Here is a 16,448-nt window from a genome sequence, read left to right on the forward strand (position 1 = left end):
CCCCTCCCCCCCCCCCCCCCCCCCCCCCCCCCCCCCCCCCCCCCCCCCCCCCCCCCGCTTCCGTCGACTCGCGGTCAGCCCGCGGGCGACCAGGCCGCGATGGCGATGATGACGATGACGATCAGCGCGACCGCGGCCTGCACGCACAGCAGCACGGCGAAGATGTACCCCTGGTAGGAGCCGCGGCGACCGGTGAGGCCGTTCGCGAGGACCGCCACGAAGATCGCGACCTGCACGGCGATGCCGATCCAGGCGAACGCGGCGACGATGGTCAGCGAGAACGAGAACACGACGATCGCGACGACCGCGAGCAGGCCGGACGCGATCATCCACACCTTCGGGTTCGGGCGCTGAACGGCGTCCTGGTTCGTCACGCGGGTGGGGTCGGTGCGGTCGCGGGCCATCGCGGTGTCCTTCCGTCGGGGAGCGTTCACCGTACGTGCGCCCGGCCGGCCCGCCGGCCGGGGTTGACAGTACCCGCGGCGGGCGGTCCGCGGCACCATAGACGGCACGCGACCCCCACGCCATCCCCGCCGGAAGAGGCCGGGAGCGTGTCTACAGTGGGGCATGACCGCCCGGATCCTCTCGATCGGCACCGCGCTGCCCGAGACACGCGTCGACCAGTCCGCGTTGCGTGCGCTCTTCGCCGCGCAGCCCGGCTTCGACCGCCGCAGCCAGCGCCTGGCCGGCGCCGCGTTCGACGCCGCCGCGATCGACACCCGGCACACCGTGCTGCCCCAGCTGGCCGGCGGAGGATCGGGCGACCTCGCCGTGCGCGACGGGGACCGCCTGCTCATGCCGCCGACCGGAGCGCGCAACGACGAGTACCGCCGGCAGGCGCCTCCGCTGTTCGCCGCGGCATCCCGATCCGCGCTCTCCGGCTCCGGCCGCACCGCCGCGGACGTCACCCACGTCGTCACCGTGTCGTGCACCGGGATGTTCGCCCCGGGTCCCGACTACCTGCTCGTGCGCGACCTCGACCTCTCCCCCGCCGTCGAGCGCTACCACCTCGGCTTCATCGGGTGCGCCGCCGCCCTCCCCGCGCTGCGGCTGGCCGCGCGGATCGTCGCCGCCGACCCGGCGGCGGTGGTGCTGGTCGCCCTCGTCGAGCTGTGCTCTCTGCACTGGCAGACGTCGTCGCACCCCGACCAGATCGTCGCCGCCTCCGTCTTCGCGGACGGTGCCGCCGCGGCGGTGGTCGCGGCCGCCGACGACGCGTCCGGCGGCCTGGACATCGGCGACTTCGCCACGCACGTCCTCGACGAGGGCGAGAAGGACATGGCCTGGACCGTCGGCGACTCCGGGTTCGAGATGACCCTCACCCCCGAGGTGCCCCGCATCATCGGCCGCGAGATCGCCGCGATCGCCGCCGACGTGCTCGGCGATCTCGCCGAGATCGACGCGTGGGCCGTGCACCCCGGCGGGCGCAGCATCCTCGACCGGGTCGAGAAGGCCCTGGAGATGGATGCCGCCGCCCTCGCCCCCTCGCGGGAGGTGCTGCGCACCCACGGCAACATGTCGAGCGCGACGATCCTGTTCATCCTCCGCGACCTCCTCGCGGACGACGCCCGCTCCGACGGCGACCGCATCGCCGCGCTGGCCTTCGGCCCGGGCCTCACCGTGGAGGCGGCGCGACTGACGCTCCGCCGCCCGCCGGCGTGAGCACCCGCGGCCCGGCCGCCGGGACGACCGCGGCATGGCGCGGGCTCGCCCGGCGCGACACCGTCCTCACCGAGCTCATGGACGACCCGGACTGCGACCCGCGGACGCTCGCGGCGACCTACCGACGGTTCGGCCTCGTGAACCGCCTCGTGTCGGCGTGGGGCCACGTGTACCGCACGCGGGTGCGGCCGGAGCTGCGGGCGCTGGGCCGACCGGCGCGCGTGCTCGACCTCGGCTGCGGCGGCGGCGACGTCGTGGCGCGGCTGGCGGGTCTCGCGGCGCGCGACGGCCTCGACGTGGAATGGGTCGGGGCCGACCCCGATCCGCGAGCCCTCGCGGCGGCACGAGAGCGGCAGCGCCCGGGGATGCGGTTCGTGTCCCAGAGGTCGGGCGAGCTGCTGGCCGCGGGCGAGCGCTTCGACATCGTGCTGTCCAACCACGTGCTGCACCATCTCGACGCCGCGGCGCTCGACGCCTTCGCGGCGGACTCGCTCGCCCTGTCGCGCGGGCCGGTCCTGCACGCGGACATCGCGCGGGGGCGCCTCGCCTACGCGCTGTACGCGGTGGGGATCGCGCCGCTGTCCTCCGGGACCTTCCTGCGCGTCGACGGCCTGCGCTCGATCCGCCGCAGCTACCGGAGCGACGAGCTCGCCGCGGAGCTGGGCGGCCCGTGGCGGGTCGAGACGCCCGCGCCCTTCCGCGTCCTCGCCGTCGCCCGGGGGCGGGCCCGTGACTGACGTCGTGATCGTCGGAGCGGGGCCGGTCGGTCTCGCGCTCGCGGCCGACCTCCGCGGACGAGGGATCGAGGCGACCGTGCTCGACCGGCGCGCGCATCCGGGGGCGGGCACCCGGGCCATCGGCATCCATTCGCCCGCCCTGTCTCTGCTCGAGGCGAGCGGGGCGACCGAGCGGCTCGTGGAGCGCGCGGTCCGGATCGGCCGGGGCGAGGCGCGTGCCGACGGCCGGGTGCTCGCCGAGATCCGCTTCGACCGGGTGCCCGCGCGGCATCCCTATGTCGCCGCCCTCCCCCAGTCCGACACGATCGAGGTGCTGACCGCCCTCGCGCCGCCGGTGCGCCGCGGCGTGACCGTGACGGCGCTGCACGACGACGGACGCGCGGTGCGCGTGCGCACCACCGGCCCCACGGGGTCGGACGAGCTGCGCGCGGACGTCGTCGTCGTGGCCTCCGGGTGGGCGGGCCGCGACCTCGTCTACCGCCGGGGCGCCGTGCGCACCCACCACTACCCCGACCGGTACGTCATGTCCGACGTCGAGGCCCCGGGCGGTGCCGTCGCGCGGGTGCACCTCGAGCGCGACGGCGTCGTCGAGTCGTTCCCCCTGCCCGGCGGCCGCCGCCGGTTCGTGGCGTGGGCCGGGTCGGCGGAGATCCGGGATGCCGCGGGCTCCCTGCACGACGCCGTCCTGCGGCGCACGGGACTCGATGTCGACATCCCGGACGCCTCCGCGTTCGGCGTGCGCCGGGCGGTCGCCCCCGCCCTGCGACGCGGACGGATCGTCGTCGTCGGCGACGCCGCGCACGAGGTGAGCCCCATCGGCGGCCAGGGGATGAATCTCGGACTGCTCGACGCGTTGACGCTCGCCCCGCTGCTGCCGGGGTGGGCGCGCGGGGACGACGACGCCGCCCTCGCGCGGTGGGAGCGCGACCGGATCGCCTCGGCCCGGCACGCCGCCCGGCTCGCGGCGCTCAACACGCGGCTGGGGCGGGCGGCGGGACCGGTCGCCCACGGGCTGCGGTCGGCCGCCTTGCGCGCGGCCCTCCGCGGACCCGGCGGGGCGGCGTTCGCCCGCGCGTACGCGATGCGGTTCGATCGGGCGGCCCAAGGCACGTGAGCGTGCGGGGCGGGTCCGCGGCGGGAGGTCCCGGTCCCGCGGTTGCGCTCAGGCGACGACGAGCTGCGCGGCCAGCAGCAGCGCCGCGAGCATCGTGAGCTGGAACACCGCGCGCCCCGGCGGACGCACCGTCGCGACGATCACGGTGACCGCGGCCACGGCGACGACCGCGGCGAAGAAGACGACGCCTGCGGGGGTCGCACCACCGCCGGGCCCGAGGAGAACCGCGACCGCCCCGACGACGATCCCCAGCGCCGCGACGAGCACGGACACCCGCGCGCCGAGGCGGTGCGGCAGGCCGCGGACACCGGTCCGGCGGTCGTCGTCGAGGTCGCGCACGACGTTCGTCAGGTGCACGGCGGCGCCGAGAGCCGCCCCGGCCAGCGCCGCCCACGGCGGAGCGAGCGTCGGCTCGGCGAGCGACAGCGTCGCGAACGAGGGGAACAGGCCGAAGCTCACCAGGAACGGCGCGATCGAGAACGGGCTGGACTTCAGACCCGCGTTGTAGGTCCACGCGGAGGCGAGGGCGACGGCGTGCGCGGCGAGCAGCCCCGGACCGAGCGGCGCCGAGAGGAGCAGAGCGAGGACCAGGGATGCCACGGCCACCGCGAGCGCCCGCTCCGGGCTCAGCGCCCCGCCCGCGAGGGGCTTGTCGGTCCGGCCGACGGCGGCGTCACGCGCGACGTCGATCGCGTCGTTCGAGAGCCCGACGGACACCTGCCCGGCGAGCACCGCCACCACGAGGAGCGCCAGACGACCCGGTTCGACGCCGGCCGCGATGCCGAGGGCCAGCGACAGCACCGTGACCACGAGGGTGGGGCCGGGATGGGTCGCCCCCCAGAGGACGCGGACCGTCGAGGCTCGCGCGCGGGGTCCCGCCGTGGCATCCGTCACGTCACGACGCTACCGCGCGCGGGCCCGCCCGGGTCCCACCCCGGCGACTCACCCGCGGCGGAGGAGCCGCCGTCCGACGGCCACGACGCCGACCACCGCGAGGATCCACGGCCCGGCCACGAGGATCGGGTCGATCCACTGGTGGCGGGCGTCGACGCGGCCCAGGCGGGAGGTCAGCGGGTTCCACCGCCGCTCCGCGGTGATGCCCGTCTCGGTGATGGGGTTGTCCGGATGCCGCGTCGCCAGGGATCGCAGGTGGGCACCCGCGGCATCCACTCTGTCCCCCGCCACCAGGAGCAGCCAGTGGGCGGCGCGCGCCTCGCTGAACCGGTCGTAGGCCAGGCGGCGGATGGCCCCGGCGACGCCCCGCAGGGGCTGGGCCGTGCCGAAGACGGGCGTCAGCCGCCCGTGCTCGATGGAGCGTTCGCGGCGGTCGCGGCCCTCGGGCTGCTCCTCCGGGAACGTCCAGTGCGCCCCGATGTCCAGGGCTTTCTCCTTCGCATACGAGGGACGGTCGGCGGGGTCGAGGTCGGCCCCCCAGCCGGGGATGCGGGCGCGCAGCTCCTCCGCGCTCGGCGGCGGAGTGGGCTTCTCAAGCGTGTAGGCCATGTCGTCGTTCCCTTCTCGATCAGGCGGCGTCGGGCAGGACGACGGCCTTGATGAGACCGTCGATCTTGGACGAGACCATGTGGTAGCCCTCCGCGATGTCCTCGAGGGGGATGCGGTGGGTGATGAGTTCGCGGGGCGAGATGCGCCCCTCGCGGATGTGCTCCAGCAGCCGCGGCCACTGCCGCGCCACCGGGGCCTGGTTGGTGCGGATCGTCAGCCCCTTGTTCATGGCGTCGCCGAACTTGACGGCGCTGAAGAGCGGGCCGTACGCCCCCATGACCGAGACGTTGCCGCCCTTGCGCACCGAGTCGATGGCCCAGTTCAGCGCGATCGGGGATCCGCCCTGCAGCTTGAGCTTGGCTCCCGTGATGTGCTGCAGCAGGTGCCCGTCCGCCTCGGCGCCGACGGCGTCGATCACGACGTCCGCCCCGAGCCAGTCGGTCTGCTTCTTCAGCTCGACGACGATGTCGCGGTACTCGCGGAAGTCGAGGGTCTCGGCGAACGCGAACGACCGCGCCTTCTCGAGACGCTCCGACAGGTGGTCCACGACGATGACGCGACCGGCGCCCATCAGCCAGGACGAGCGGGCCGCGGCCAGGCCCACCGGTCCGGCCCCGAACACCACCACGGTGTCGCCCTCGACGATGTCGCCGAGCTGCGCGCCGAAGTACCCGGTGGAGAACGCGTCGGTCAGCAGCAGCGCGTCCTCGTCGTGCAGCCACTCGGGGATGACCCGGGGCCCGACGTCGGCGAAGGGGACGCGCACCATCTCGGCCTGCCCGCCGTCGTAGCCGCCCGCGGTGTGGGAGTACCCGTAGATGCCCCCGACCGCCGTGGCGTTCGCGTTGACGTTGTGGCAGTTGCTCAGCAGCCCGCGCGCGCAGAAGAAGCATGACCCGCACGCGATGTTGAACGGGACCATCACGCGGTCGCCGACGGAGAGGCTCTGCACCGACGACCCGACGTCCACGACCCGGCCGATGAACTCGTGACCGAAGGTGTGGCCGATCCGGGTGTCGGGGATCATCCCGTGGTACAGGTGCAGGTCAGATCCGCAGATGGCGGCCCGCTCGACGCGGACGATCGCGTCGTTGGGGTGCTCGATGCGCGGGTCGGGCTTGTTCTCGACGCGGACCTTGTACGGTCCGCGGTAGGTCATCGCTCTCATGTCACTCCTCGGTTTCGGTCCTGCGGGTGGGCTCGGGCGGGGCGTCGGCGGGCGGGATCTCCGCGGGCGGGTAGTCAGTGGGCGCCGGTCGCGAGCGCCTGGGCGACGGCGAGGTGGATGCCACGGCTCCAGGCCGCACCGTGCCCCGGCAGCACGAGGTCGGCGTCCGTCGCGGCGAGGGCGGGCAGCGCGGCGAGCGCCTCGGAGCTGTCGGCCGTCGCGGCGCGGGCCACGATCTGGGGGCCCGTGCGGCCGGTGTACGGGTCGAAGGTGACCAGCGCGTCGCCGGAGAAGACGATGCGCCGGTCGGGCAGGTGGAAGGCGACGTGGCCGTACGTGTGCCCCGGTGTCGAGACGGGGATCAGACCGCCGCGCAGTCGTTGGCCGGGGACGATGTCGCCGTGGGCGTCGACGCCGTGCACGCGCAGCGCCCCCGCCGCGGTCATCCGCGCAAGCGACGGCAGCCCGCGGGGGTGCGCGAGGGGATAGAGGCTGCGCGGTGCCTCCCGGTCGTAGCGGTACGGGTGGCGGGCGAGCGGCACGTCCGCCGCGTGCACCCGGATCGGGACGAGATGCTCCCGCTGGAGTCGCTCGGCGAGACCGACGTGGTCGAAGTGGCCGTGCGTCAGGTAGACGGCCGTGAGATCCTCGGGGGCCAGACGGCGCCGGCGCAGCGCCTCGCGGACCAGCGACCAGCTGCGCGGCAGTCCGGCGTCGATGAGGATCGTCCCGTCGTCGCTGTCGACGAGGTAGCAGTTGGTCACGGCGCGCGTGATCATCGTGACGCCCTCGGCGACCTCGGTGATGCCGTCTCTGCTGCCCGTCATGCGGGCCACCCTCGGCGCGGACGGCGCGGAACACCCACGGGGTTGCGTGCGGCGTGCCCGGGCGGTAGCGGGTGCGCGGGCGTCCGCCGTCGGGTGGCCGGGAGTGGCCCCGGGGCCACCCCCGGCGCCCCGGGGCCACGCGCGACGCCCCGCGACGAGGGCGCCCCGCCCCCGCGGGCCCGAGGGGCGCGACCGCCGACGAGGCAACCCCCTCGGCATGGGCGCGGCTCTGCGTCTAGCGTCCCTCCCGTGCCGTCACCCCGCCGGCCGCACGAGCGAAGGACGTTCCCGCATGCCCGAGGTCGTCGTCATCACCGGTGGTTCGCGGGGCATCGGCCGCGCGACCGCCCTCCGCTTCGCCCGCCGGAAGGGGATCCGTCTGGCGCTCGTGGCGCGCGACGAGACCGCCCTCGCCGCGGCCGCCGACGCGTGCCGCGCCCGCGGCGCGGAGGTGCTGACCGTGTCGGCCGACCTCGCCGCCCCCGACGGCCCGGAGCGCGCGGCCGACGCCGTCGTGGCCCGCTTCGGCCGCATCGACGTCTGGGTGGCGTCCGCCTCGGTGTTCTCGTACGGCTCCGTCCTGGACACGCCCGACGAGATCGTCGACCGCGTCATCCAGACGAACCTCACCGGGCACATGCGGGCGGCGCGCGCGGTCCTCCCCCACTTCCACGCGCGCGGCGGCGGGACGCTCGTGTTCGTCGGATCGCTGTTCTCGCAGATCCCCGGGCCGTACGTCGCGCCGTACGTCGCCGCGAAGCACGGCCTGCTCGGCTTCACGCGGGCTCTCCGCCAGGAGATGCTCGGGCACCGCGGCATCCATGTCCGGATCGTCCTGCCCGCGAGCATCGACACCCCGATCTACGAGCGGGCCGCCAACGTCACCGGCCGCACCCCGTTCCCCCTGCCGCCGGTGGTGTCGGCGGATCGGGTCGCGCGGGCCGTGGTCCGCGCCGCCCGCGGGGGCCGGGCCGAGGTCGCCGTGGGGGCGGCCCAGCTGGTCACGCGTCCGCTGCGCTTCCTTGCGCCCCGGGTGTTCGACCGCTTCATCTGGACGCTGCAGCGCACGCTCGGCCTGCGGCACCGGCCCGCCGTGGACACGACGGGCGCGGTCCTCGCGCCGATGCACGACCCCGGCGCCGTGAGCGGCGGGTGGTCGCGCGTCCCCCTCCGGCATCCCCGCTCCCGCCGCCGCTGACCCCCGCCCTCCCCCGCGCTCTCCCCATCTGCGCTGACTTGGCGCATATGCACGCCGAAGCCGCCCCTCGACGCACATTTGCGCCAACTCAGCGCAGAGCAACCACGGCAGGGACGACGACGGACCCCGGATGCCGCGGCATCCAGGGTCCGTCCTGAGAGAGACTCAGCGCTGCTCGAAGCCCTCCCGCTGCGTGTGCTCATCCGCGACCCGCACGCCCCAGCGGTAGGCGAGCTTTCCGCCGAGCCACCCTGAGACCGACAGGCCGGCGGATGCGACCACGCTCAGCAGGAACGCCGCCCCCGGCACGCGTCCGCGATCGGACAGGCGCAGCAGCAGGCTGAGGGAGAACAGCACCATCGCCGTGACGTTCAGCACGAGATGGGCGAGGGCCGTCCGGCGCGCGGGCGTGCCCTTCGGGATGCGCGAGAAGTCGAGCAGCCCGAGGGCTGAGGCCCCGACGGCGCCGCCGAGACCGATCGCGATGAGCCACCGCGAGCCCGTCGCGAACGCCCGCGGGTCGTCCACGGCGAGGCCCAGCAGGTCGAACACCAGGCTCGACGACCATGCCCCGATGGGGATCGTCACCGCGACCGGGTGGAACGGGTGCCCGTACGGGCCCGCAACGATCGACCGCGGGACCTTGGCCGCGCGCATCGCGGGGAAGCTCGCCCCGCTCCGCGGTGCCGAGGCCGTCGAGGGCCCCGGCGCCGCGGCATCCGCTCCGCTCATTCCTTGTGCAGCGCGTCCTGCGCGCGTCCGGCCAGCTTCTCGACCGTGTTCGGCAGCTCCGTCGTGCCGTAGAAACGGGCGTCCGGGTGCGTGGGCGGCGGCATGGGCACGCCGGCGGGCGGCTCGGGCACGTAGGTGAACTCGCCCTTCCCGTCGGGCGTCGGACCCGAGGCCCAGGAACCGTCGCCGGCCTTCGGACCGTTGGAGAAGTTGATGTACTGGTACGACACCTCGCGGTCCTCCTTCTCGAGCGGGAAGTTGCTGGGCACGGGCAGGTCCTCGAGACCCTCGGCGCGCAGCTCCGCGGCCGCGGCCATCCACTGGTTCTGGTGCATCGTGTCGCGCGCGAGCAGGAAGGCCAGCAGGTCCTTGACCCCGTGGTCGTCGGTCTGGTGGTAGAGCCGCGCCACCTGCACGCGCCCCTGCATCTCGGCGTTGGCGTTGGCCGTGAAGTCGGCGAGCAGGTTGCCGCTGGCGGTGATGTAGCTGCCCTGCCACGGGTTGCCCATCGAGTCGACCGGGCGCGCGCCGGCGCCCGCGACGATCCCCTGCTGGATGTCCGTGCCGCCGATGACCGCGGCGACGGTCGGGTCGTTCTGCACGGCGTCCTCGGTGATGCCGAGCGGGGCCTTCTCGAGCAGCTGCGCGATCATGATCGCGAGCATCTCGACGTGCCCCATCTCCTCCGCGCCGATGCCGAACATCAGGTCGCGGTACTTGCCGGGGATGTGCATGTTCCACGCCTGGAACTGGTACTGCAGCGCCACGGTGATCTCGCCGTACTGTCCGCCGAGCACCTCCTGCAGCTTGCGCGCATAGACGGCGTCGGGCTTCTCGGGGGTGGCGGTGTGCTGCAGTTCCTGCCGATGGAAGTACATCTTCTCTCCTCCCGCGCCGACGGGGGATGATCTGCGGTCGTCTGACCGCGGCCGGCGCGTCCGGACAGCGAACGCCCGCTCACCCCGGTTCGCCGCGGGGGTTGCGGCCGCCACCACGGCCGGGGACAATCGCGCGGCATCCGCCGGGACCCTCGGACCCGGGATGCCACGCGCTCGCGCGACCGGACGGCATCCCGGGTCCGCTTCGTCGGGGCGGCCGTCGTGTCAAGGGGCTCGGCCGTCGCGCCCGGGCGGCCGAGAGTGCTGGCCTTCCCCGGAAACAGGAGTCCCGCGTGCCCGTTCTCGCTTCACCCGCCCCGTCCGCCCTCACCGCCGAGGACGACCTGCCCTTCTCCTCCCGCGGACCGGTCAGCGCCGCGGTCCTGCGGCACCTGACCGAGGGCGTCGACGACGGGCACACCGCCCGGGCGGAGACGGCCGTCGCCGTCACCGCGGACATCGAGCGCGACGACGACCTGCAGCTCGCCCTGTTCGCCCTGTACGCCTCGTCGTACGGCGCGTTCCCCGCCCTGCGCGCCGACCTCGAATGGGACCCGGCGCTCATCGCCACGCGGCGCGTCCTCGAGGCCGCGTTCGAGGCCTCGCTGCGTCGCACCGTCACCGTGCCGGACCTGCCCGAGCCGACCGGCGACGCCGTCGCCCGGGCCCTGTTCGCCCTGACGGGGGCCGAGGGCGGCCCGAGCCTGTCCCGCTACCTCGCCCGCAAGGCCACGCTCGCGCAGGCGAGCGAGTTCCTGGTCCAGCGCACGATCTACACGCTGCGCGAGGCCGACCCGCACTCGTGGGCCATCCCCCGCCTGTCCGGTCGGGCCAAGGCCGCGCTCGTCGAGATCCAGTCGGACGAGTACGGCGGCGGCCGGCCCGACCGCGTGCACGCGACGCTCTTCGCCCGCGCCGTGCGCGGTGCCGGGCTCGACGACACGTACGGCGCCTACGTCGACCTCGTCCCGGCCGTGACGCTCGCCTCGCTGAACACGATGTCGATGTTCGGTCTCAATCGCCGTCTGGTCGGCGCGATCGTCGGCCACCTCGCCGCGTTCGAGATGACCTCCTCGATCCCCAACCGCCTCTACGCCGAGGGCCTGCGCCGCCTCGGGTTCGGCGACGACGTCTGCGAGTACTTCGACGAGCACGTCGAGGCCGACGCCGTCCACGAGCAGATCGCCGGCCGCGACATGGCGGGCGCCCTCGCCGAGGACCGCCCCGACCTCCTCCCCGACATCGTCTTCGGCGCCGCGGCCTGCCTCGTCGTCGACGACCGGGTCGGGCAGCACATGCTCGAGGCCTGGGGGCGCGGGGAGTCCTCCCTCCGCCCCGGCGTCGCCGGTCTCCCGGACCGGGATGCCGCGACGACCGAGGTCCGCGCATGACCGACGAGCCGGTGGTCATCACCGCCTATCCCGACGGCCCCCTCCTCGTGCGCGGCGCCGCCGAGCTGCGCACGCCGGACGGACAGCCCGTCGCCCGCACGCGCCGGACCGTCGCGCTGTGCCGCTGCGGGCTCTCGACCATCAAGCCGTTCTGCGACGGCACCCACAAGGCGGCCGGCTTCCGCACCGACGACTGATGCGGCTCGCGGCCGAGTACGTCCTGCCGCTGCGGTGGGAGGACGACCGGGAGCTCCCCGAGCTCACCCGCTACCTCGCGTCGCTGTCCGCCGTCATCGACGTCACCGTCGTCGACGGGTCGCCGTCCGCGCTCTTCGCCGCGCACGCGGCCGCCTGGGGCGACCGCGTCCGCCACCTCGCGCCGACCGTCACCACCGGGGCCAACGGCAAGGCGCGGGGGGTCCTCAGCGGGGTCGCCGTGGCGCGGCATGAGCTCGTGGTCCTCGCCGACGACGACGTCCGTCACACCCGGGCGACGCTCGCCGCCGTGGTCGCGGAGCTGGCCGGGGCCGACGTGGTCGTGCCGCAGAACGTCTTCCGTCCGCTTCCGTGGCACGCCCGGTGGGACACGGCCCGCTCGCTCGTGAACCGCGCCGTCGCGGCGGACTACCCCGGCACGTACGGGGTCCGGCGGTCGGCGCTGCAGCGGACCGGGGGCTACGCTGCGGATGCGCTTTTTGAGAACCTCGAGATGGAGCGGACGGTCCGGGCCGCCGGCGGCCGGGTCCGCGTCTGCCGCGACCTCTTCGTCGTCCGCCGGCCGCCGACGGCGCGGCACTTCCGCTCGCAGCGGGTCCGTCAGGCCTACGACAGCCTCGCCCAGCCGCGACGGTTCGCCGTCGAGCTCGCCCTTGCGCCGGCGCTGCTCGCGCTGCGCCGCCGCCCCGCGGGACTGCTCGCGGTGCTCGTCCTGTCGGTGCTGCTGGCCGAGCGCGGGCGGCGGCGCGACCAGGGCGCCGGGGTCTTCCCCCGGACCAGTGCGCTGTGGGGCCCGGCCTGGCTCGCGGAGCGGGCCGTCACGAGCTGGGTCGCGCTCGGGCTGCGGCTGCGGGGTGGGGTCTCCTACGCGGGGCGGCGGGTCGTCCGCGCCGCCACACCGCTGCGCGAGCTGCGACGCGCCCGGCCATGCCGCGCTCCGGAGATCTGACGCACCCGAGCACGGACACGGATCGCCGGTGCCGGCACCGCGACCGATCCTCCGGAGCGCGGCGCCACGAGCGCGGCACACACGAGCGCGGCGCCCGCCCGAGCGCGGCGCCCCGTTCCGGCGGCGGCGGCGCCCCGTTCCGGCGGCGTGTGAAGACGACGGCGCCCCGCCCCGCCGCAGCAGGACCGGGGCGCCGCGGCGTCGTCAGTAGTCCTCGGGGGCGAGGTCGCCCTGGCCCTCCTCGCCGAGCTCCACCACACCGGGGTCCTCGCCCTGCGAGTCGGTGCCGGTGTCCTCGGGGTGGATGTCCGCGAGGGGGATGTCGTCATCGTCCGACGGGATCTCCGCCGGGTCGGCGCCCGTGGCGGTGGCCGGGTCGATGTCCTCGGGGTCCGCGCCCTCGTCGAGGGCCGTCGTGGCGTCCCACTCTGCCTGCGCGGGGTCGAGGGCCGGGTCCGGCTCGATCGAGGTGTCGCCGTCGCGGAGCGGCTGCACACCGGCGGCGCCCACGTCCGAGCTGGGGGTTCCGGAGTCGGTCGCGCCGTCGCGCGTGGGGTCGATCGAAGCGTCGCTCATGGTGATCCTTTCTCGCGCACACGCTCGCGTGCGCCTCCGCCCCGGGGGGCCCTTCCATCCAAGAGGGCCGTCCTCCCCGGCCTCTCCCCCTTGACACCACCCCGCCCCACCCGGGCCTCGCCGCGCCGCCGCGCGGACGCGTCGATCACGGGACGGCCCGCGTGGGAGGGAAGATGGACGGATGCCGCGGCCCCCACGCGGCGGAGAGGGGAATCGTGGGTCAGGTACTCAACGTCCGCTCGCACGGCGTCGACGAGGTCGAGCAGACCTGGCGTCGGTTCGTGCCGAGCGCGAGACTGGAACGCGTCGATCCGCGCCGTGTCGGGTTCACGTGGAGCTCGGTCGAGCTCCCGCAGTTCTCCGTCGTGGCCTACGACCTGAGGGCGTCCGTCCGCGCCTCCATCCACATGGAGGACCAGCTCCTGGTGTGCCGCATCACGGGGCCGGACGTCCGCGTCGACAGCCGCGGGCGCTCCCTCGACCCGCGGCAGCCCTGGCTGGGCGTGGACGGCACCACCGAGGCGAGCTGGACCGGCACCGCGCAGGTCCGGGCGTTCGTGTTCGACCGCTCCCACGTCGAGGAGGTCGCGCGCATCGCATCTGGCGACGACCGGCTCGTGCTGCGCGCGATCGACGCGAGCGCCCGCGACCGCGTGCTCGGGGCGCAGTGGGAACGCAGCTTCGCCTACGTGTCGGCCTCGCTCGTGACGGCGCACGAGGACCCGATCGCCGCCGCCGAGCTGCAGCGGCATGCCCTCCTGAGCACCCTCTCGACCTTCAACACCTCCTACCTCGAGGCCATGGACCGCGCGACGCAGCGGACCGCCGCGCCCCGGACGGTGCGGCGCGCCCTCGCCTACATCGAGGAGAACGCCCGGGAGCCCATCACGCTCGAGGACATCGCCCGCGCCGCGGGCATCTCCTCCCGCGGGCTGCAGCACGCGTTCCAGCGAGCCCTCGGCACCAGCCCGACGGCGCAGCTGCGGGCCGTGCGTCTCGCCGGCGCCCACGCGGAGCTGCGCGCCGGCACGCCGCAGACGGTGGCGGAGGTCGCCCGCCGCTGGGGGTTTTCCAGTGCGTCGCGCTTCGCTCGGTACTACCGGGAAAACTACGGAAGAAACCCTGGGCAGACGGCCCGCATGTTCTGAGTCGTGTTCGTGTTGCGTGCGGCGACGGCGCGTGTCGTATGGTTTCACGAGCTTCGATGAACGTGACTTGCAAGTGACATCGACGGGCAGAGAGTCCGCGGAGAGGGACACGTGGGCAAGTTCATCTACGAGGGCGGCATCCGGAACGAGTTCGAGGACCGTCTCCTCGCTCACCTCCAGGTCGTCGTGGGCAACAAGCTGCGCCGCGGCGAGCCGTTCTACTTCCAGTGGAAGGACGACATCAGCACCGGCGGCGGGCGCACGTCGGTCTGGGTCCACCCGCGCGCGAACCTCGTCTTCAAGTTCAACGGCGGCCGCCCCCCGGCCCTGAACCGCGCCTGGCTCGAGGCCCTCATGTCGACCGCGAACGCCCCCACCGGGCTCTACGTCGTGCCCGAGCCGCCCGAGGACACCCCGCCCGCGGAGTCGTTCGGCTGAGCCGTCCTGTCAACCCGGTGGCATCCGGGGTCCCGATGGCGTTCCGTGGCAGGAACGAAGGGACTCCCATGAGCCACTCCCCCGCCACCGCCGGGGTCGATGACCGTCGCATCGTCGTGATCGGCGGCGGCAATGCCGGCCTGTCGATCGCCGGCCGTCTGCACCACGCGCGTCTCGGCGACGTCACCGTCATCGAGCCGCGCACCCTGCACGTCTTCGCCCCGCTGCAGTCGCACATCGCGGGCGGCGCGGCGCGCGCCTCGCTGGCCGCGCGCGCCCAGGCCGACGTCATGCCCCCGGGGGTGCGCTGGCTGCGCGACGAGGTGTTCACCGTCGACCCGGCGGCCCGGCGCGTCCACCTCGTGTCCGGCGCGCATCTCGACTACGACCAGCTCGTCGTCGCCGCCGGCATGCGGATGGCGTGGGAGAGCATCCCCGGCCTGCCCGAGGCGATGGCGGCACCCGAGGGCATCTCGAACTACGACTACGAGCTGGCCGCGAAGGCGTCCGGCGTCCTGCGCGACGTGCGCTCGGGCACCGTCGTGTTCACGCAGCCGCCCGAGCCGGCCTCGTGCGGGGCGGCGGCGCAGAAGCCCATGTACCTCGCGTGCGACTGGTGGCGCGCCGTCGGGGTGCTCGACGACATCCGCGTGGTCTTCGTCGCCCCCGACCCCGTGCCGTTCGGCATCCCCGCCATCGACCGCGAGCTGCAGCGCAAGATCGACGAGTACGGCATCGAGGTGCGGTACAGCCGGGAGCTCCGGACCGTGGATGCCGCCGCCCGCACGATCACGATCGGTCACGGCGACGCCGAGGAGACGCTGTCGTACGACGTGCTGCACGCGGTGCCGCCGCAGCGGGCCCCGGAGTGGATCGCGGGCAGCGGGCTGGCGGCATCCGACGATCCGCACGGCTTCGTCGACGTGGACCCCGAGACCTTCCAGCACGAGCGCCACCCCGAGGTGTGGGCGCTCGGCGACGCCGCCGCGGTGGCCACCCGCCGGTCCGGAGGGGCGATCCGCCGGCAGGCGAAGGCGCTGGTGAAGAACATGCAGGCCGTGCTCGCCGGACGCGAGCCGTCTCAGAAGTACGACGGCTACAGCGTCGTGCCCTTCACCGTCTCGCGGCGCACGGTCGTGTTCGCCGAGTTCGACCGCGTCGGGCACCTCAAGCCCACCGTGCCGTTCTGGCGTTCGCTCTACAAGGAGCGGCGCCTGTCGTGGATCGCCGACCGCCGCATCCTGCCCTGGGTGTACTGGCACCTCATCCTTCGCGGACGGGACTGACCCGCCGCCTCCCCGGCCGGATGGATGCCGCGGGCGTATAGGGCACGAACGGCGATCCCTCAACCCCCCGGCCCGGAGCCGCCGGGGGCGCGAACACTGGAACCAGCCCAAGGATCAATCGAGAAGAGGACACCATGGCACAGGTCATCGAAACCATCGACGTCAACGTTCCCGTCCGCGTCGCGTACAACCAGTGGACGCAGTTCGAGGAGTTCCCGCACTTCATGAGCTTCGTGGAGTCGATCACCCAGAAGTCCGACACGCTGACGCACTGGAAGGTGAAGATCGCCGGCGCCGAGCGCGAGTTCGACGCGGAGATCACCGAGCAGCACCCCGACGAGCGCGTCGCCTGGAACAGCGTCGGCGGCGACGAGAACCACGCGGGCGTGGTGACCTTCCACCGCCTCAGCGACTCCGAGACGCGCGTCACTGTGCAGATCGACTGGGAGCCCACGGGCGTCCTCGAGAAGCTCGGTGCCGTCTTCGGTGCCGACGACCACTCGGTCAAGAAGGACCTCGACAACTTCAAGGAGTACATCGAGTCGCGCGGTGCCGAGTCCGGCGCCTGGCGCGGCGACGTCAGCTGACGTCCGCTCCGCGTACGCCGGGTCCGTCCCTCCGGGGA

General features: G+C 74.3%; 19 protein-coding genes. 11 read left to right on the plus strand and 8 right to left on the minus strand.

What is annotated here, in order from left to right; all coding sequences use genetic code 11:
- Positions 1 to 74: 74 nt before the first annotated feature.
- Complete coding sequence (locus ACO03V_RS06975) at positions 75 to 404, minus strand: hypothetical protein (RefSeq protein ID WP_387052228.1); 330 nt, start codon at positions 402 to 404, stop codon at positions 75 to 77.
- A gap of 163 nt (positions 405 to 567) precedes the next feature.
- Between ACO03V_RS06975 and ACO03V_RS06980 the strand changes: the two genes are divergently transcribed.
- The 3 genes from ACO03V_RS06980 (at position 568) to ACO03V_RS06990 (ending at position 3,513) form a co-directional block, all read left to right on the plus strand.
- Positions 568 to 1,662, plus strand: coding sequence for a type III polyketide synthase (locus ACO03V_RS06980; protein ID WP_423137088.1), 1,095 nt, complete (start codon positions 568 to 570; stop codon positions 1,660 to 1,662).
- 77 nt (positions 1,663 to 1,739) lie between these two features.
- Positions 1,740 to 2,399: a methyltransferase domain-containing protein gene (locus ACO03V_RS06985; RefSeq protein WP_423137134.1), complete on the plus strand. Its 660-nt coding sequence runs from the start codon at positions 1,740 to 1,742 to the stop codon at positions 2,397 to 2,399.
- Positions 2,392 to 3,513 carry an FAD-dependent oxidoreductase gene (locus ACO03V_RS06990; protein WP_423137089.1) on the plus strand — a complete coding sequence of 374 codons (1,122 nt, stop codon included), beginning with the start codon at positions 2,392 to 2,394 and terminating at the stop codon, positions 3,511 to 3,513. The genes ACO03V_RS06985 and ACO03V_RS06990 overlap by 8 nt, the downstream gene beginning before the upstream one ends.
- A gap of 48 nt (positions 3,514 to 3,561) precedes the next feature.
- Here ACO03V_RS06990 and ACO03V_RS06995 read toward each other — a convergent pair whose 3' ends face one another.
- The 4 genes from ACO03V_RS06995 to ACO03V_RS07010 form a co-directional block, all read right to left on the minus strand.
- Positions 3,562 to 4,407 carry a UbiA family prenyltransferase gene (locus ACO03V_RS06995; protein WP_423137090.1) on the minus strand — a complete coding sequence of 282 codons (846 nt, stop codon included), beginning with the start codon at positions 4,405 to 4,407 and terminating at the stop codon, positions 3,562 to 3,564.
- A 48-nt stretch (positions 4,408 to 4,455) separates the two neighbouring features.
- Positions 4,456 to 5,016: a hypothetical protein gene (locus ACO03V_RS07000; protein WP_423137091.1), complete on the minus strand. Its 561-nt coding sequence runs from the start codon at positions 5,014 to 5,016 to the stop codon at positions 4,456 to 4,458.
- Positions 5,017 to 5,035: 19 nt separating this feature from the next.
- The gene (locus tag ACO03V_RS07005; protein WP_423137092.1) at positions 5,036 to 6,184 is read right to left on the minus strand and encodes a zinc-dependent alcohol dehydrogenase; all 1,149 of its coding nucleotides are present in this window, start codon (positions 6,182 to 6,184) and stop codon (positions 5,036 to 5,038) included.
- A gap of 74 nt (positions 6,185 to 6,258) precedes the next feature.
- Positions 6,259 to 7,011, minus strand: coding sequence for an MBL fold metallo-hydrolase (locus tag ACO03V_RS07010; protein WP_423137093.1), 753 nt, complete (start codon positions 7,009 to 7,011; stop codon positions 6,259 to 6,261).
- 292 nt (positions 7,012 to 7,303) lie between these two features.
- Between ACO03V_RS07010 and ACO03V_RS07015 the strand changes: the two genes are divergently transcribed.
- The gene (locus ACO03V_RS07015; protein WP_423137094.1) at positions 7,304 to 8,209 is read left to right on the plus strand and encodes an SDR family NAD(P)-dependent oxidoreductase; all 906 of its coding nucleotides are present in this window, start codon (positions 7,304 to 7,306) and stop codon (positions 8,207 to 8,209) included.
- Between the two features lie 165 nt (positions 8,210 to 8,374).
- On the opposite strand, the gene ACO03V_RS07020 is transcribed toward ACO03V_RS07015, so the two are convergent.
- Positions 8,375 to 8,866, minus strand: a complete 492-nt coding sequence (locus ACO03V_RS07020) for a DUF2231 domain-containing protein (protein WP_423137095.1) — start codon at positions 8,864 to 8,866, stop codon at positions 8,375 to 8,377.
- A 71-nt stretch (positions 8,867 to 8,937) separates the two neighbouring features.
- The gene (locus ACO03V_RS07025) at positions 8,938 to 9,819 is read right to left on the minus strand and encodes a manganese catalase family protein (protein WP_423137096.1); all 882 of its coding nucleotides are present in this window, start codon (positions 9,817 to 9,819) and stop codon (positions 8,938 to 8,940) included.
- Between the two features lie 293 nt (positions 9,820 to 10,112).
- On the opposite strand from ACO03V_RS07025, the gene ACO03V_RS07030 reads away from it, so the two are divergent.
- Genes ACO03V_RS07030 through ACO03V_RS07040 form a run of 3 tightly spaced genes read left to right on the plus strand, consistent with a single transcriptional unit; the run spans position 10,113 to position 12,375 of the window.
- Positions 10,113 to 11,210: an iron-containing redox enzyme family protein gene (locus ACO03V_RS07030; protein ID WP_423137097.1), complete on the plus strand. Its 1,098-nt coding sequence runs from the start codon at positions 10,113 to 10,115 to the stop codon at positions 11,208 to 11,210.
- Positions 11,207 to 11,407, plus strand: coding sequence for a CDGSH iron-sulfur domain-containing protein (locus tag ACO03V_RS07035; RefSeq protein ID WP_367733657.1), 201 nt, complete (start codon positions 11,207 to 11,209; stop codon positions 11,405 to 11,407). The genes ACO03V_RS07030 and ACO03V_RS07035 overlap by 4 nt, the downstream gene beginning before the upstream one ends.
- A complete protein-coding gene (locus tag ACO03V_RS07040; protein ID WP_423137098.1) occupies positions 11,407 to 12,375 on the plus strand; it encodes a glycosyltransferase in 969 nt (322 codons plus the stop codon). Before ACO03V_RS07035 ends, ACO03V_RS07040 begins: the two co-directional genes overlap by 1 nt.
- Before the next feature lie 204 nt (positions 12,376 to 12,579).
- Here ACO03V_RS07040 and ACO03V_RS07045 read toward each other — a convergent pair whose 3' ends face one another.
- Positions 12,580 to 12,951, minus strand: a complete 372-nt coding sequence (locus tag ACO03V_RS07045; RefSeq protein WP_387052252.1) for a sugar ABC transporter ATPase — start codon at positions 12,949 to 12,951, stop codon at positions 12,580 to 12,582.
- A gap of 215 nt (positions 12,952 to 13,166) precedes the next feature.
- Here ACO03V_RS07045 and ACO03V_RS07050 point away from each other — a divergent pair, with 215 nt between their 5' ends.
- The 4 genes from ACO03V_RS07050 (at position 13,167) to ACO03V_RS07065 (ending at position 16,410) form a co-directional block, all read left to right on the plus strand.
- The gene (locus tag ACO03V_RS07050) at positions 13,167 to 14,099 is read left to right on the plus strand and encodes a helix-turn-helix transcriptional regulator (RefSeq protein WP_423137099.1); all 933 of its coding nucleotides are present in this window, start codon (positions 13,167 to 13,169) and stop codon (positions 14,097 to 14,099) included.
- 111 nt (positions 14,100 to 14,210) lie between these two features.
- Positions 14,211 to 14,537, plus strand: coding sequence for an ATP-dependent DNA ligase (locus ACO03V_RS07055; RefSeq protein WP_423137100.1), 327 nt, complete (start codon positions 14,211 to 14,213; stop codon positions 14,535 to 14,537).
- Positions 14,538 to 14,605: 68 nt separating this feature from the next.
- Positions 14,606 to 15,823, plus strand: coding sequence for an NAD(P)/FAD-dependent oxidoreductase (locus ACO03V_RS07060; RefSeq protein WP_423137101.1), 1,218 nt, complete (start codon positions 14,606 to 14,608; stop codon positions 15,821 to 15,823).
- A gap of 134 nt (positions 15,824 to 15,957) precedes the next feature.
- Positions 15,958 to 16,410, plus strand: coding sequence for an SRPBCC family protein (locus ACO03V_RS07065; RefSeq protein ID WP_367733651.1), 453 nt, complete (start codon positions 15,958 to 15,960; stop codon positions 16,408 to 16,410).
- The last annotated feature ends 38 nt before the right edge of the window (positions 16,411 to 16,448 follow it).

The organism is Microbacterium sp. HMH0099, from assembly GCF_049384025.1.
In the GTDB taxonomy this organism is placed as follows: Bacteria; Actinomycetota; Actinomycetes; order Actinomycetales; family Microbacteriaceae; genus Microbacterium.

Coding starts and splice junctions, on each gene's coding strand:
- ACO03V_RS06975 (WP_387052228.1), bottom strand. CDS start 404: ATGGCCCGCGACCGCACCGACCCCACCCGCGTGACGAACCAGGACGCC.
- ACO03V_RS06980 (WP_423137088.1), top strand. CDS start 568: ATGACCGCCCGGATCCTCTCGATCGGCACCGCGCTGCCCGAGACACGC.
- ACO03V_RS06985 (WP_423137134.1), top strand. CDS start 1,740: ATGGACGACCCGGACTGCGACCCGCGGACGCTCGCGGCGACCTACCGA.
- ACO03V_RS07000 (WP_423137091.1), bottom strand. CDS start 5,016: ATGGCCTACACGCTTGAGAAGCCCACTCCGCCGCCGAGCGCGGAGGAG.
- ACO03V_RS07005 (WP_423137092.1), bottom strand. CDS start 6,184: ATGAGAGCGATGACCTACCGCGGACCGTACAAGGTCCGCGTCGAGAAC.
- ACO03V_RS07010 (WP_423137093.1), bottom strand. CDS start 7,011: ATGACGGGCAGCAGAGACGGCATCACCGAGGTCGCCGAGGGCGTCACG.
- ACO03V_RS07015 (WP_423137094.1), top strand. CDS start 7,304: ATGCCCGAGGTCGTCGTCATCACCGGTGGTTCGCGGGGCATCGGCCGC.
- ACO03V_RS07020 (WP_423137095.1), bottom strand. CDS start 8,866: ATGCGCGCGGCCAAGGTCCCGCGGTCGATCGTTGCGGGCCCGTACGGG.
- ACO03V_RS07025 (WP_423137096.1), bottom strand. CDS start 9,819: ATGTACTTCCATCGGCAGGAACTGCAGCACACCGCCACCCCCGAGAAG.
- ACO03V_RS07035 (WP_367733657.1), top strand. CDS start 11,207: ATGACCGACGAGCCGGTGGTCATCACCGCCTATCCCGACGGCCCCCTC.
- ACO03V_RS07040 (WP_423137098.1), top strand. CDS start 11,407: ATGCGGCTCGCGGCCGAGTACGTCCTGCCGCTGCGGTGGGAGGACGAC.
- ACO03V_RS07045 (WP_387052252.1), bottom strand. CDS start 12,951: ATGAGCGACGCTTCGATCGACCCCACGCGCGACGGCGCGACCGACTCC.
- ACO03V_RS07060 (WP_423137101.1), top strand. CDS start 14,606: ATGAGCCACTCCCCCGCCACCGCCGGGGTCGATGACCGTCGCATCGTC.
- ACO03V_RS07065 (WP_367733651.1), top strand. CDS start 15,958: ATGGCACAGGTCATCGAAACCATCGACGTCAACGTTCCCGTCCGCGTC.